The sequence below is a fragment of the Rhizobium sp. CNPSo 3670 genome (genome assembly GCF_057784555.1).
In genome coordinates, this window is the sequence record NZ_JBXSOL010000003.1 from 76,664 (window position 1) to 90,432 (window position 13,769).

Consider the following 13,769-nt stretch of genomic DNA (forward strand, 5'->3'; position numbering starts at 1 on the left):
GACATGAAACCGGCGAAATCCTCGCCCGTGCAGATCGCCCGCCGCGGTCTGATGCTTGTCATTTCGTCGCCGTCGGGCGCCGGCAAGTCCACGATTGCGCGCACGCTTCTGGAGACCGACAAGCATATCGGCCTCTCCGTCAGCGTCACCACGCGCCAGCGCCGCCCGAGCGAAGTCGAAGGCGTGCATTACCATTTCAAGAGTGTGCGCGAGTTCGAGCGGTTGCGCGATAGCGACGCGCTGCTCGAATGGGCCGAAGTGCATGGCAATTTCTACGGCACGCCGCGCGAGCCGGTCGAGCAGGCCATGGCCGAAGGCCGCGACATGCTCTTCGATATCGATTGGCAGGGCGCCCAGCAGTTGCAGGAGAAGATGTCGGCCGACGTCGTCTCGATCTTCGTGCTGCCGCCGACCATGACGGAGCTCCAGTCGCGGCTGCATCGCCGTGCCGAGGATTCCGAGGAGGTGATTCAGACGCGTCTGGCCAACAGCCGCGCCGAGATCGCCCACTGGCGCGAATATGATTATGTCATCGTCAATGACGATCTCAACACCGCCTTCGACGCCGTCCAGTCGATCGTCAAGGCCGAACGCCTGCGCCGCGACCGCCGCCACGGCATGTTCGATTTCGTCCGAGAGCTGCTGGAAGAGACGCCGTCGCTCTAGCGAGCTGATTGCGTGGATTCGTGCCCTGATGCGGCGCTCGCCAGTGACAGCCATTCCGACACTGGGAATTCGCTGACGTCAGGTTTGAGACAGCACCGCGCCAGGTCACCCACCACGGCATTGTAATGGCGCTCGCCCCCTCGGAAATTTCGCCGGCGCTGCCCGACCTCTCAGAAGGGATAGTGCTGGGCAGAATCCTCCACCGTGATCCAGCGCAGGTCGGTGAATTCGGCAATCGCTGCCTTGCCGCCGAAGCGGCCGTAGCCACTACCTTTGACGCCGCCGAAGGGCATTTGCGCCTCGTCGTGCAGCGTCGGGCCGTTGACGTGGCAGATGCCGGATTCGATGCGCGCCGCAACCGCCATCGCCCGCTGGATGTTGCGGCTGAAGACGGCGGATGACAGGCCGTATTCGGTATCGTTGGCAACGCGGATAGCTTCCTCCTCGCCGGAGACGCGAATAATCGGCTTGACCGGGCCGAAGGATTCTTCCGAATAGACGCGCATGTCAGGGGTGACGTGATCGAGCAGCGTCGCCTCGACCACGGTGCCGGAGCGCTTGCCGCCGGCCACGAGTTTTGCGCCCTTGGCGGTGGCATCAGTGATCAGCTCCTCCATCTTCCTGGCGGCATCGAGGCTGATCAGCGAGCCGAGAACGACATGACCGCGCGGGTCACCGGCCGGCAACTGGCTGGCGCGGGCGGCCAGTTTAGCCACGAACTGATCGGCGATCGCCGTGTCGACGATGATCCGCTCCGTCGACATGCAGATCTGGCCCTGATGCATGAAGGCGCCGAAAATCGCGGCATTGACGGCGCCGTCGATGTCGGCGTCGTCGAGAACGACGAGCGGTGCCTTGCCGCCGAGCTCGAGCAGAGCAGGCTTGAGATATTTGCCACAGGTCTCGGCGATGATCCTGCCGACCTTGGTCGAGCCGGTGAAATTGACGCGCCTGACGGCCGGATGGGCGATGAGTGCTGCGACGATCTCCGGCGCATCCTCCGGCGCATTGGTGAGAACATTGATGACGCCCGCCGGCAGCCCCGCTTCGGTCAGCGCCGTAGCGATCAGCCGGTGCGTGCCCGGGCATTGTTCGGATGCCTTGAGGATAACAGTGTTGCCGCAGGCGATCGGCATTGCGATGGCGCGGGTGGCGAGGATGACGGGTGCATTCCAGGGCGCGATCGCCAGGCACACGCCGGCCGCCTGGCGAACGCCCATGGAAAGCGATCCGGGCTTGTCGGAAGGGATGATTTCGCCTGAAATCTGCGTCGTCATGGCGCCCGCCTCGCGCAGGATGTTGGCAGCGAGCATGACGTTGAAGCCGGCCCAGGGCGCGGTAGCGCCGGTCTCCTCGATCATCAGCCGGGTAAACTCAACCACTTTGGAATCCATGATATCGGCGGCCTTCATCAGGATGGCGCGGCGCTGGCCGGGTCCGGTCTTCGACCACGCGCCGAAGGCAGCCGAGGCGGCGCCGACGGCGGCGGCAACATCCTCCAGGCTTGCAGCGGCGGCGCGGCTCGCAAGCTTCTCCGTGAAGGGATCGATGCGGTCATAGGTCCGGCCGCCGGAGGCTGTCCGGTCTGCGCCGTCTATCAGTAGGGAAATATTCATCGTGGGTCTCCTGGAAATGATTAGAAGCCGAGGACGTCGGCGTTGATGGAGGCTTCGAGGCCGCCGTCGGCGGCAAGATTGGCGCCGTTGATCCAGCGTGCGCCATCCGAGCAGAGGAAGAGCACGGCGGGCGCGATATCGGCTGATGTGCCGGCACGGCCGACGCGGGTGATATCGCTGTCGACCCTGGCGTCGCCGAGCACGGCGCGGAACTGCTTGAGGATGGGTGTTTCCACCGGCCCGGGGCTCACCGCATTGACGCGGATGCCGCGGTTCTTGAACAAGGGTTGGTGGGCCGCGCGCATGGTCCAGAGCAGCAGCAGTTCCTTGGAGAGCGGATAACCTTGCTCGTCCTTGAGGCCGTGTTCGGCGACAACGGCCGCGACATCCGGAAAGCCTTCGATCGAGGTCAGCAATTTGGCCCGCTCGAGATTGGCCCGCCAGCCGTAACCGGCGATCGAGGCGACGTTGACGATGGCGCCGCCTTCGCGCAGGCGGGGTGCCACGACTTCCGACAAGGCACGCAGCCCGTAGAAATTGACGGCGAGCGTCGAGACGACGCCGGTGCTGCCGGAAAGGCCGGCGACATTGGCGAGGGCATCAAGGCGCGCCGGCAGCTGCGCGACGATTTCGGCAACGCCCGATGGCGTGGATAGATCGCCCTTGATGAAGGCGGCATTTCCATTTGCCGGTTCGCGCACATCGACGCCGATGACCTCGGCGCCCATCTGGCCGGCCAGTTCCGCGGTCCGGGCGCCGATGCCGGAGGCCACGCCGGTCACCAGGATTGTTTTACCAAAAAGCATGGATTTCTCCTTTCGCAAGAAAACCAGGAAGCAGGCCGGTTCATTCTTCCCATTTGATTTTGGACGGGCCGGGCAGTTTCAGCCGGTAGCCGACGGGCAGAAGCTGGAAGTCGAAGCGACGCTCGATTCCTCCCCAGAGGCCGCGCGGCAGGTAGAGCGAGAAGATCAGCGCGGTGGCCCCAAGCCCGATCAGGTACCAGACGCCGGCACTGCCGAAGAAGGTCTCGATGACGAAGAACAGGATGGCCCCGAGGATGGCGCCTTCGAACTTGCCGATCCCGCCGACCAGCACCATGAAGATCATGTAGGCCGTCCACTGGACGCTGAAATAGGTCTTCGGCTGGAAGGTCGTGGCGGTCGCCAGCCACAGGCCACCGGCGACGGCGATGCCGAAGGCGGCGAGCACGAAGAGCAGCCGCTTGGTGGCCGTCACCCGCACGCCAACCGAGGTCGCCGCCTCTTCATTGTCGCGGATCGCCTGCATCGCCGCACCGGCGCGGCTGCGCATCAGCATGAAGAGCGAGCCGAGCAGGGCCACCGTGGAGGCCAGGGCGAGCCAATAGATTGCCGCCCGCCGCGTGCCGCTGTCATAGACGTTGAGCGAAATCAGCGAGGTTCCCGTTTCTCCCTGGATCAGCCGGTCGAGATTGACCAGCAGATGGGCGAGTTCGGCCACGACCCACATGCCGATCGCAAACTCGCCGCCCTTCAGCCGCAGCATGAACAGCGAAAGCGGGATCGACAGTGCGCCGGTCACGATCGCCGCGGCAAAGACCGAGACGAAGGGATCGAGCCCCGCATCGGCGAGCCGAATGGTGAAATAGGCGCCGAGACCGAAGAACACCTGCTGGCCGACCGACACCAGCCCGCCGAAACCGGCGAGCGCATTCCACATGGCGGCCAGGATCACATAGATGAACAGGGCGGTCATCCGGTCGATCGCACCGGCGCCGAGCACGGCCGGGGCGAGGATCAGCAGGGCAAACACCGCGGCGATGGAGCCGAGCGCCAGCCGCGACGAGGTCGTCCAGCGCTCGATCGATATTCCGTTGGAGACGAATGTCATGTCGGGCTCCGATGGCGTGCGCGAAGGTTGAGGAGCGCGCTGGGTTTCAGAAGCGCTCCGATCTTGTCGAGAACCGGCAGGCGGGATCGGGACAGCCGGATGAAAAGCACCAGCAGGAACACGGCATGGCCGCCGATCAGAAAGCCCTGCGGATGCAATTGCGCGCCGAGCGACTGGGCAAGGCCGAGAACGATGCCGCCGGCAAGCGTGCCCCAGAGCGATCCCGCTCCGCCGATGACCGCGGCCTCGAAGGCAAAGAGAAGCTGCGGGCCGCCCGCATAGGGGCTGAAGGTCGCACGCATGCCGAGAAAGGCGCCGGCAATCCCGATCGTGACCATGGTGATGGCGGTGGCGACCGCGTTCACCCTACGCGCATCGATGCCGACGAGCCCTGCCGTGTCCGGATCTTCTGCCGTGGCGCGGATGGCGCGGCCCAATGCAAAGCGGCTGAGGAAGAATTGCAACCCGCCGAGAATGAGGATCGCCGTCACCATCATCATCACGGCAAGCTTGCCGACGAAGATGTGGCCCGGCAGCTGCCAGGATGCATAGGAGAGGTTGCCGATGAAGGGCGCGAGCGACCGGGTGTCGGCGCCGAACTGTTCGAAAAGCAGATTGTCGATGACGATCGACAGGCCGAAGGTCGTGAGAATCGGCAGCAGCGTGCCGCCGCGGGCGCTGCGTTCGAGAATGTAGCGCTGCAGCAGCCAGCCGATCACCGCCATGACGGGCAGCACGATCAAAAGGCCGGCGAAGGGCGGAATGCCGGCTTTGGCAGCAAGCAGCCACAGGCCGTAAGCGGCCGCGACGGCCAGGCTGCCATGCGCGAGATTGATGATCCGCATGACCGAAAACATGAAGGACAGGCCACAGGCGATGACGGCGTAATAACCGCCGAGCAGGAGGCCCTGGATCAGGGTGTTGATCATGATGCGCTCCTTTCGCCTGATGCCCGGTGCAATCCGAAATAGGCTTTGGTGACCTCGTCGCGGGTGACGGCGGCTGCCGGCCGGTCGAGGACAATGCGGCCTTCCAGCATGCAGATGACGCGGCTGGCGACGCTCATGGCGCGGCCGAGATCCTGCTCGACCAGCACGATGGTCGTTCCCGAAGTCAGCAGCGCCTGCAGCTGGGCATAGACGCGGTCGACGACCAGGGGCGAAAGCCCGAGCGAGACCTCGTCCAGGAGAAGAATATCGGGATTGCTCATCAGCGCCCGGCCGATGGCGGTCGCCTGCTGCTCCCCGCCGGAGAGGTGCCCGGTCTTCGCGTGACGGCGGGTTTTCAGGTTCGGAAAGGCGTCGAGAATGCGGTCGATGCTCCACTCGCCCTTGCGCCCGCAGCTCTTGCCGAGAAGCAGGTTCTCTTCCACCGTCATCTGCGAAAACAGGCGCCGGCCTTCCGGCACCAGGGCGATGCCCTTGGCGATCCGCTTGTGGGACGGGACGGCAGCCAGGTCTTCATCACCGAGAAGGACTCGGCCGGAGGAGGGCAGATGGGCGCCGGCGATCGATCGGAGCAGCGTCGTCTTGCCGGCGCCGTTCGCGCCGACCAGCGCCAGCACCTCGCCCTTGGCGATATCGAAACTGACCCCGCGCACCGCCTGCAGCAGGCCGTGCCGGACGTCGAGATTCTCAATGGAAAGAAGGCTCATGCGGGCGTCCCTCCAAGATAGGCCTTGACCACTTCCGCATCGCTCATGACAGTCTTCGGTTCGCCATCGGCGATGATCCGGCCGGCATCCATGCAGATCAGCCGTTCGGCTACCTGCAGCAGGATATGAACGATATGCTCGATCCAGACGATGCCTATGCCGCGGCGGCGCAATTCCAGGATGGCTTCGACGAGTTCGCTCGCTTCGCCATCGGTCAGTCCGCCGCCGATTTCGTCGAGCAGCAGCAGCCGCGGCTGGGTGGCGAGCGCACGGGCAAGTTCCAGCCGTTTGCGATCGAGCAGGCCGAGCGTGTCGGCCTGGCGGTTGGCGACCCCGAGCATGCCGCAGAGCGACAGTGAATCCACCACCCGCTCATAGGCCTCGTCGCGGCTTGCCGCATTGCCGTGCGAGGCGGCGACGAAGACATTTTCGAAGGTCGTCATGCCGTTGAAGGGTTTGGGGATCTGATGCGTCCGCACGAGGCCGGAGCGGCAGCGTTCCGCCGCCGACCGGCTGGTGACGTCGGCGCCATCGAAGATGATGCTTCCCGCGCTCGGCGGGTAGGCGCCGGCGAGCACGCTGAGCAGAGACGTCTTGCCCGCGCCGTTCGGCCCGACGATACCGACCGCCTCGCCATCGCCCATGGAGAAATCGAGATTCTCCAGCACCACAAGCGCGCCGAACCGCTTGTGGATCCCCCTGGCCGAGAGAAAAGCGTCCCCGGGCCGTCTTTGCGCTTCTTGCCTCTGCACTGTTGCTATCCGTTGTAGGCGGTGAGCTTGGCGCCGACCGGAACATTGGGGTCGGTGGCGTTTTCGGTGACGACGTAGTCGAGCGCGAATTTCGAGCCCTCCGGCGCCTTCACCCACTGCGTGCCGATGATCGGCCCGGGAGAAACATTGGCAACGGGACCGCTGGTGAAGTCGACCTTGCCGGCGATCGTCGTCGTCTTCAGCGTGGCGAGCGCCTTGGCCACCGCCTCCTTGCTCTTGACGTCGGTGCTCGCCTTCAGCGCATCGAAGCCGGCGTCGAGCAGCGCCAGGCTCGCGCCGAGCTGCTGTGTCCACTGCTTGCCGCTCGCCGCTTCATAGCCGTCGGCGAGTTCGGTTCCGGAGACGCCTGTCAGCGTGGATTTGTAGGGGAAGGCCTTGTGCCAGTAGGCGGCGCTGCCGATGTTGAGGCCAAGATCGCCAAGCGCTTCGATGTCTGATGGAAAAAGGCCCGTCTTGGCGACCTGGCAGATCTTGATCTGCTGGGTCAAACCCTGCTGTGCCGCCTGACGCCAGAAGGCGGCGAAATCGGGCGGAATCGGGAAGGAGTTGAAGATCTCTACGCCTTCCTGCCGGAAAAGAGCAATCTGGGCCGAAAAGTCGGTGGTTCCGGTTTCATAGGCGCCGGGATCGACGATGGTGAAGCCCGCCTTGGCAAGTGCAGGCGCCAGATGGGTGCGGATCGCGTTGCCGTCGGCATCGTTCGGATACATGACACCGACCTTCTTGTTGGTCTCGATCAGGTTCCACTGCGAGACATAGGCCTTGTGGAACTCTTCGACGCCGAAACCGAAATGATAGGTCCATTTGAACGGCGAGGGCGCGCCGGGCTTGGCGCCGCGGCCGAAATACCAGGCTTCCCAGGGCATCACGGTAGAGAGGCAAGGAATGCCTGCCGCCTCGCAGGCATCGGCCACCGGATTGATGGTTTCGGGCGTCGAGACGGCGAGCATCAGGTCGATCGCCTCATTGTTGATCAGGTCCTTCGCCAGCTGGCCGGCGCGCGAGGGGTCGGACTGGGTGTCCTGGTCGAGTATCTCCACCTTCCAGGTCTTGCCGCCCGCCTGCAGGCCGTTCGCCAGCGCCTTGCGCGCAAGTTCCAGCACATAGCCGTCGGTCTCGCCGAAGCCGCCGAGAGGGCCGGTGCGCGGGCTGATGAAGCCGACCTTCAGCGTATCGCCGCCTTGGGCGAAAGTCGTGCGGCCGGAAAGCGCCAGCGCTGCACTGCCTGCGGCAGCCGATGCGATGAAAGAGCGGCGGGTGAGAGACGCCGCGTTGAGTTTGCCGTTGCGGAAAATGCCGTTCATGAAATCGTTCCTCCCTCTTGATGCGGGCCTCCCCAGCCCGTTTCCTGTGTTCATCCCGATCCGGACTCAGATCGGGTAGCGTCGTTTCCCCGATGCCATGGTGATCCATCTGAGCTCGGTGAATTCGTCGATTGCGGCCTTGCCGCCGAAGCGACCGTAGCCGCTTGATTTGACGCCGCCGAACGGCATTTGCGGCTCGTCGGAAACCGTGGCCTCGTTGATGTGGCAGATGCCGGATTCAAGCCGCATGGCAACGGCCATTGCCGCATTGACGTCGGCACTGAAAACCGCCGCCGAGAGCCCGTATTCATTGTCGTTGGCAACCGTCACCGCCTCGTCGACGCTGCGGACCCGGAGGATCGCCGCCACCGGCCCGAAACTCTCTTCGCGGTAGATGCGCATGGCAGGCGTCACGTGATCGATGACAGTTGCATCCATCAGCGTGCCGTTGGGCCGGCCGCCGCAGACGAGCACCGCGCCCTTCTGCAGGGCATCGTCGACGAGCGACTTCACACGCCGCGCCGCTTCGGCGTTGATCAGCGTGCCGAGCGGCGTATTGCCGTCCCCGGGATGGCCCGCAACGAGGGTTTCGGCCTTCGCCCGGAATTTGCCGACGAAGCTGTCGGCGATCTCGTCCATCAGGATGATCCGCTCGGTGGACATGCAGATCTGGCCCTGGTTCATGAAGGCGCCGAAGGCGGCAGCCCCCACCGCCTCGTCGATATCGGCATCGGCCAGCACGATGAACGGCGCCTTGCCGCCGAGTTCGAGCAGGCAGCGCTTCAGATGCCGCGCCGCCGTTTCCGCGATGATCCTGCCGACGCGGGTGGAGCCGGTGAAGTTGATGCGGCGCACGGCCGGATGGGCGATCAGGGCGTCGACGACGGCGGCGGCATCGCTCGGCGCATTGGAAACGACATTGACGACGCCGGGGGGAAAACCGGCGTCACGCAGGATGTCGCCGATCAGGCCATGGGTCTTCGGGCAGAGTTCGGAGGCTTTCAGGACGACGGTGTTGCCGCAGGCAAGCGGCATGGCGACGGCGCGGGTGCCGAGAATAATGGGCGCATTCCAGGGCGCGATGCCGACGCAGACGCCGGCCGGCTGGCGCACCGCCATGGCAAGGTTTCCGGGAATGCCCGATGGAATGAGCTCGCCCGAGATTTGCGTGGTCATCGCCGCCGCCTCGCGGAAAATATCGGCGCCGAGCCGGCAATTGATCGCCGCCCATTGCGTCGTGGCGCCGGTTTCGCCGGTCATGGCGGCAACCAGTTCCGGCGCACGGGCATCGAGAAGTTCGGCGGCGGCATTGAGCAGCTTGCGCCGTTCCCCGGGGCCGGTCTGCGACCAATCGGGAAAGGCGGCAGCGGCTGCATTGGCGGCCCGGGTCATGTCGGCGACGGATCCTGCCGGAGCGATCGTCGCGACATCGCCGGTCAGCGGATCGATGCGTTCGAAGGTGGCCCCCTCGGAAGCATCCATCGCCTCGTTGTTGATCATCAGCTTTGCCGAAAACACGGTTTCACCCATTTGTCACATGCTGGCGCCAAGTGCTGACGCCGCATTATTGCCACGGGAGAAGACGAGCGGACGCGCCGGCCTGGAGGCCGCTTAAGCGTTCCGATGTCTATGAAATGCCTCCTCCCAAAGGCTGATGACGATAAGTTACGCCGATCGTTTACGGATGGAATGCGATTTATTGGGTTAATATTGTAATTATCCGGCGATTGCGGCACTATTTGACAGAAGCGAAGGAGCGGTTTTGGCTACGGACGGAGGCATTCATCACTATGCCAGGGGCGAGTGGCATGCGCCGGCGCTGTCGCATCGGCGTATCCGTCTGCAAAAAGGGCTCTATACCGATTTCCACCATTTCCTGCTGCTCGGCGACGGCGCGGCCGACCTTCATTTCGACAGCGGCGAAGACCGGCCGCTGCACGGGCCGCTGCTTGCCTTCCTACCGCCGCAAGCACGCTGCGATCTGTCGATTGCTGCCGGAAGTGCCGCCCATCTCATCGGCGCCTCGGCGCAGATAATGGTCGATGCGATCGGCGACAAGGTGGAATCCTACTCGCTGCGCCTCTTCACCGAGCAGCGCAAGCTGGTCGAGGCACGGGAGTCCTTGCTGGTGGCTGAAATCAGCCCTCTGATCTCAGGCTTCGTGCGGGAACTCGGCGATCCCGCCCGGGCCTCCTGGATGGTGGTCTCGGCCTATCTCAGGCTGATCCTCATGACGCTGTGGCGCGGCAGCGACGGCGAAAGAAGCGAGCCGCGCGGGCAAGGCGAAACCGGATCGATCCTGCAGCGCTATCGCCAACTGGTCGAGGCCGGTTTCCGCCAGCACCGGCCGATCAGCGATTATGCCGCGGAATTGGGCGTCACCGCCGACCGCCTGCATTCGATCTGCCAAAGGGCGCTCGGCCGCTCGCCGATCCAGCTTCTGCACGAGCGCGTGGTGCAGGAGGCAAAGCTGAGATTGGAGCGCTCGGCCCGCAACATCCAGGAAATCTCCGACAGCCTCGGCTTTCGCGACCCGACCTATTTCAGCCATTTCTTCAAGCGCAAAACCGGCCTTTCCCCCGCCGGCTACCGTGAGATCGCCCGCGCTTCCACCGGCTCGGAAAACAGCATGCTTTCCTCGGGTTATGCGGATTGGCCTTAGGTTTGCGCGCATTGCATCGCCGGAGTTGCCAAGGCTCCTATTCTGTTCTGGCAAGCCGGCAAAGGGCGGAAGCAGGTTTCAGTCGCGCTTATATATCCGCTTCAAACCAGCCAGCAGAGCATCCATTTCATCTTGCGAAAACAGGTCGATGAAACGCTGTTCGTGCGCATCGATCAGCTTGCGCGCCCGCGCGAGCATGGCGTGACCCCCCATCGTCAGACGCAGTTCCTGGCGGCGCCGGTCCGCAGCTGAAGGGCGGCGCTCGATGAGACCGCGGGCTGCCAGCCGGTTGACGAGGGCCATCATGGTCGCGCGGTCAGTGCCGAGCGTATTGGCAAGGTCGATCTGGGATGCGCCCGCATTGACTGCAAGCAGTTCCATCACCGCGAGCTGTTTCTGCGTCAGCCCCAGCTCCTCCATGGTTTCAGCGAAGTCGCGGTAGATTGCGACGTGCGCCATACGCAGATGGAAACCAAGGAGATTGCCAAGCCGGCCGACGTCGAGCAATGGCGTCGCCGGAGCATCCTCGCTCTCAAAATCATCCTTCGGTGGTTTTGCGGCCATTATTCGTTCTCGCCCGGTCAAGGCGCCATAACCATCAAAATCAGCAGCTTAGTCAATATGCGCCCGAAGATTTCCCAGAGCTTGTCGGCGTAGACGGATTTGCTGCGAGCAGCCTCTTGCATCCTGCTCAAAAAATATTAGTATGTGTTACATACAAATTTGTCGGCCGCGGAGGAGCGGCAGGCGTTGGGGGAAAAATGGCGCATTCCTTTTCCGGAGTGTTTTCGTCCGTCGATTGCGGACTGGTGGCGGATGATCCCGTCCTTTACCGCGCCCGTGTCGCGCCGGATCGACAGGCCCTGTTCGAGATCGCCACCGGCCGGGAGCTCTCCTATGACGAGCTCAATATGCGGATCGCTCGATGCGCCGGTTTCCTCGATGATATTCTCGGAGCACGCCAGGACGGGGCGCGGGTCGCTATGCTGGCGCGCAACTCGATCGATTCGATCGTGCTGGCTTTTGCCTGCCAGCGCGTCGGCGCGGTTTATGTGCCGCTCAACTGGCGTCTCGCCGCCGCCGAACTGCTGCCGATCCTTGCCGATTGCGCGCCGGCGCTCCTGGTCCGCGACGAAGAGTTTTCGGAAGTTGTGGCAAGCCTCGCAGATGCCGATCCCGACATGGCGGTGATCTCCACGGCAGATGGCCCAGCCGGGCTTTCGGCCCGCATCGAGGCGAGCGCCTCCGCCGATCCGGTGTCCGGAGATGCCGATCGGGCGTGCGTCCTTCTCTACACCTCGGGCACGACAGGGCAGCCGAAGGGCGTCGTTATCACCGGCCGCAATGCTTTCTTTGCCGCCATCAATTTTTCCTTCGTCGGGGAAATCGGGCCGGCTTCGGTCGCTTTGTGCGATCTGCCGTTCTTCCACACGATCGGCCTGATCGCCGTGGCCCGCACCACATTGATGCTGGGCGGTACGCTCGTCATCTCCGACCGCTTCACCCCGGCGCGCACGCTGGCCGTCTTGCGTGAGCGCGCCGTCACCCATTATTTCGCCGTGCCGCAGATCGCCCTCGCTCTGCGCAACGATCCCGCCTATAGCGCCGCGGCTCTCTCTGGCCTGCATGCGCTCTTCGTCGGCGGCGCGCCGCTGACGCAGGCGCTGATCGAAAGCTATCTCGATGACGGCGTTGCGCTGGTCAACGGTTACGGCATGAGCGAGGCCGGAACGGTGCTGCATGTGCCGATCGACCGGCGCGCGGTGCAGGACAATCCCGGCAGCGTCGGTCTTCCCGCACCATTGGTCGACATCCGCATTGTCGACGAGGGTGGCCACGACGTTGGCCGCGGCGAGATTGGCGAACTCTGGCTGCGTGGACCGGCGGTGACGCCGGGCTACTGGAACAGGCCTGCCGAAACCTTCGCCGCCTTCACCGATGGCTGGTACCGTACCGGCGATCTCGGCCGGCGCGAAGCAAACGGCTTCTATCGCATCGTCGACCGGCTGAAGGATATGTATATCAGCGGCGGTGAGAATGTTTATCCGGCCGAAGTCGAGGCCGTACTCGCAAGCCATCCCGATGTCCTCGACGTCGCGGTCGTCGGCATTCCCAATAACAGGTGGGGAGAATGTGGCGTCGCCTGTGTCGTGCTGCGGCCGGGCGCCGTGGTGACGGGCGAGGCGATTGCTGGCCATTGCGCGGCGAGGCTCGCCGCCTTCAAGCGCCCGGCGCAGATCCTCTTCGTCGAAGCCGTTCCCCGCACCGCCTCCGGCAAGGTGCAGAAACATGTTCTGCGCCAGCTTCATGCCGACGAAACCCTTCAACGACAGGCCTGATGAAACGGCCCTCGGCAATCACGCCGAAACCAATGGAGTGACCTCATGACTGAAGACCAATCGCCGGTTCTGGTCGAATTCGATAACGGCATCGCTTTCGTGACCCTCAACCGACCGGAAAAGCGCAATGCGATGAATCCGGCCTTGAATGCACGGATGCTGGAGGTACTCGATGAGCTCGAGGGCGATCAGCGCTGCGGCGTGCTCGTCCTGCGCGGCGCCGGCGAGTCTTGGTCCGCCGGAATGGATCTCAAGGAATATTTTCGCGACAATGACGACAAGCCGCGCGATGCCACATTGAAGGCGCGGCGCCAATCCGGCGGCTGGTGGGGTCGGCTGATGTATTTCGAAAAGCCGACGATCGCCATGGTCAATGGCTGGTGCTTCGGCGGCGCCTTCACACCGCTTGTTTCCTGCGACCTTGCCATCGCCGCCGAGGAGGCGAATTTCGGCCTTTCCGAGATCAATTGGGGCATCTTGCCGGGTGGCAACGTCACGCGTGCGGTGGCCGAGGTGATGCGCCATCGCGACGCCCTCTACTACATCATGACCGGCGAACTCTTCGGCGGGCGCAAGGCTGCCGAAATGGGTCTCGTCAACGAGGCCGTGCCGCTCGCCGAACTCGAAACCCGGGTTCGCAAGATTTGCGCGAGCCTGCTCGAAAAGAACCCGGTGACGCTGAAGGCCGCCAAGGACACCTATAAGCGGGTGCGCAACCTGCCGTGGGATCTCGCCGACGATTACATCTACGCCAAGCTGGAGCAGATGCTGTTTCTCGACAAGACCAAGGGGCGCGACGAGGGACTGAAGCAGTTCCTCGACGACAAGACCTATCAGCCGGGACTCGGCGCCTACAGGCGCGGCTGAGGGCGCGGATTGATCT

Annotated in this window: 13 protein-coding genes; 4 read left to right on the forward strand and 9 right to left on the reverse strand. The window is 64.0% G+C overall.

The features are described from left to right. Positions 1-3: 3 nt before the first annotated feature. Positions 4-666 (forward strand): guanylate kinase, encoded by a 663-nt coding sequence (gene gmk, locus AC13QO_RS03580; protein ID WP_064810043.1) that lies wholly within the window; start codon positions 4-6, stop codon positions 664-666. Between the two features lie 170 nt (positions 667-836). Here gmk and AC13QO_RS03585 read toward each other — a convergent pair whose 3' ends face one another. From AC13QO_RS03585 to AC13QO_RS03620, 8 genes are all read right to left on the reverse strand, one after another. After that, entirely contained in the window at positions 837-2,282 is a 1,446-nt protein-coding gene (locus tag AC13QO_RS03585) for an aldehyde dehydrogenase (RefSeq protein ID WP_488539937.1), read from the reverse strand. Between the two features lie 20 nt (positions 2,283-2,302). Further along, positions 2,303-3,088, reverse strand: coding sequence for a coniferyl-alcohol dehydrogenase (locus tag AC13QO_RS03590; protein WP_085777644.1), 786 nt, complete (start codon positions 3,086-3,088; stop codon positions 2,303-2,305). A gap of 40 nt (positions 3,089-3,128) precedes the next feature. Further along, complete coding sequence (locus AC13QO_RS03595; RefSeq protein ID WP_085777645.1) at positions 3,129-4,154, reverse strand: branched-chain amino acid ABC transporter permease; 1,026 nt, start codon at positions 4,152-4,154, stop codon at positions 3,129-3,131. Next, positions 4,151-5,083, reverse strand: coding sequence for a branched-chain amino acid ABC transporter permease (locus AC13QO_RS03600; protein WP_488539938.1), 933 nt, complete (start codon positions 5,081-5,083; stop codon positions 4,151-4,153). Before AC13QO_RS03600 ends, AC13QO_RS03595 begins: the two co-directional genes overlap by 4 nt. After that, entirely contained in the window at positions 5,080-5,808 is a 729-nt protein-coding gene (locus AC13QO_RS03605) for an ABC transporter ATP-binding protein (protein ID WP_085777647.1), read from the reverse strand. The genes AC13QO_RS03600 and AC13QO_RS03605 overlap by 4 nt, the downstream gene beginning before the upstream one ends. Continuing rightward, on the reverse strand, positions 5,805-6,560 hold the full coding sequence (locus AC13QO_RS03610) for an ABC transporter ATP-binding protein (RefSeq protein ID WP_488539939.1): 756 nt from the start codon (positions 6,558-6,560) through the stop codon (positions 5,805-5,807). Before AC13QO_RS03610 ends, AC13QO_RS03605 begins: the two co-directional genes overlap by 4 nt. Before the next feature lie 5 nt (positions 6,561-6,565). After that, the gene (locus AC13QO_RS03615; RefSeq protein ID WP_488539940.1) at positions 6,566-7,885 is read right to left on the reverse strand and encodes an ABC transporter substrate-binding protein; all 1,320 of its coding nucleotides are present in this window, start codon (positions 7,883-7,885) and stop codon (positions 6,566-6,568) included. A gap of 66 nt (positions 7,886-7,951) precedes the next feature. Then, complete coding sequence (locus AC13QO_RS03620) at positions 7,952-9,415, reverse strand: aldehyde dehydrogenase (RefSeq protein WP_488539941.1); 1,464 nt, start codon at positions 9,413-9,415, stop codon at positions 7,952-7,954. A 232-nt stretch (positions 9,416-9,647) separates the two neighbouring features. Here AC13QO_RS03620 and AC13QO_RS03625 point away from each other — a divergent pair, with 232 nt between their 5' ends. Next, a complete protein-coding gene (locus AC13QO_RS03625; RefSeq protein WP_488539942.1) occupies positions 9,648-10,547 on the forward strand; it encodes a helix-turn-helix transcriptional regulator in 900 nt (299 codons plus the stop codon). Between the two features lie 78 nt (positions 10,548-10,625). Here AC13QO_RS03625 and AC13QO_RS03630 read toward each other — a convergent pair whose 3' ends face one another. After that, positions 10,626-11,111, reverse strand: a complete 486-nt coding sequence (locus AC13QO_RS03630; protein ID WP_488539943.1) for a MarR family winged helix-turn-helix transcriptional regulator — start codon at positions 11,109-11,111, stop codon at positions 10,626-10,628. Positions 11,112-11,308: 197 nt separating this feature from the next. Between AC13QO_RS03630 and AC13QO_RS03635 the strand changes: the two genes are divergently transcribed. Together AC13QO_RS03635 and AC13QO_RS03640 are read left to right on the forward strand one after the other, a co-directional pair. Then, complete coding sequence (locus tag AC13QO_RS03635) at positions 11,309-12,886, forward strand: AMP-binding protein (protein ID WP_488539944.1); 1,578 nt, start codon at positions 11,309-11,311, stop codon at positions 12,884-12,886. A 45-nt stretch (positions 12,887-12,931) separates the two neighbouring features. Next, positions 12,932-13,753 (forward strand): p-hydroxycinnamoyl CoA hydratase/lyase, encoded by an 822-nt coding sequence (locus AC13QO_RS03640; protein ID WP_488539945.1) that lies wholly within the window; start codon positions 12,932-12,934, stop codon positions 13,751-13,753. The last annotated feature ends 16 nt before the right edge of the window (positions 13,754-13,769 follow it).

What these genes read in the sequence shown, in the direction of transcription:
- AC13QO_RS03630 (WP_488539943.1), bottom strand. Translation starts at nt 11,111, where the DNA reads ATGGCCGCAAAACCACCGAAGGATGATTTTGAGAGCGAGGATGCTCCG.
- AC13QO_RS03620 (WP_488539941.1), bottom strand. Translation starts at nt 9,415, where the DNA reads ATGGGTGAAACCGTGTTTTCGGCAAAGCTGATGATCAACAACGAGGCG.
- AC13QO_RS03605 (WP_085777647.1), bottom strand. Translation starts at nt 5,808, where the DNA reads ATGAGCCTTCTTTCCATTGAGAATCTCGACGTCCGGCACGGCCTGCTG.
- AC13QO_RS03595 (WP_085777645.1), bottom strand. Translation starts at nt 4,154, where the DNA reads ATGACATTCGTCTCCAACGGAATATCGATCGAGCGCTGGACGACCTCG.
- AC13QO_RS03615 (WP_488539940.1), bottom strand. Translation starts at nt 7,885, where the DNA reads ATGAACGGCATTTTCCGCAACGGCAAACTCAACGCGGCGTCTCTCACC.
- AC13QO_RS03635 (WP_488539944.1), top strand. Translation starts at nt 11,309, where the DNA reads ATGGCGCATTCCTTTTCCGGAGTGTTTTCGTCCGTCGATTGCGGACTG.
- AC13QO_RS03600 (WP_488539938.1), bottom strand. Translation starts at nt 5,083, where the DNA reads ATGATCAACACCCTGATCCAGGGCCTCCTGCTCGGCGGTTATTACGCC.
- AC13QO_RS03590 (WP_085777644.1), bottom strand. Translation starts at nt 3,088, where the DNA reads ATGCTTTTTGGTAAAACAATCCTGGTGACCGGCGTGGCCTCCGGCATC.
- AC13QO_RS03585 (WP_488539937.1), bottom strand. Translation starts at nt 2,282, where the DNA reads ATGAATATTTCCCTACTGATAGACGGCGCAGACCGGACAGCCTCCGGC.
- gmk (WP_064810043.1), top strand. Translation starts at nt 4, where the DNA reads ATGAAACCGGCGAAATCCTCGCCCGTGCAGATCGCCCGCCGCGGTCTG.
- AC13QO_RS03640 (WP_488539945.1), top strand. Translation starts at nt 12,932, where the DNA reads ATGACTGAAGACCAATCGCCGGTTCTGGTCGAATTCGATAACGGCATC.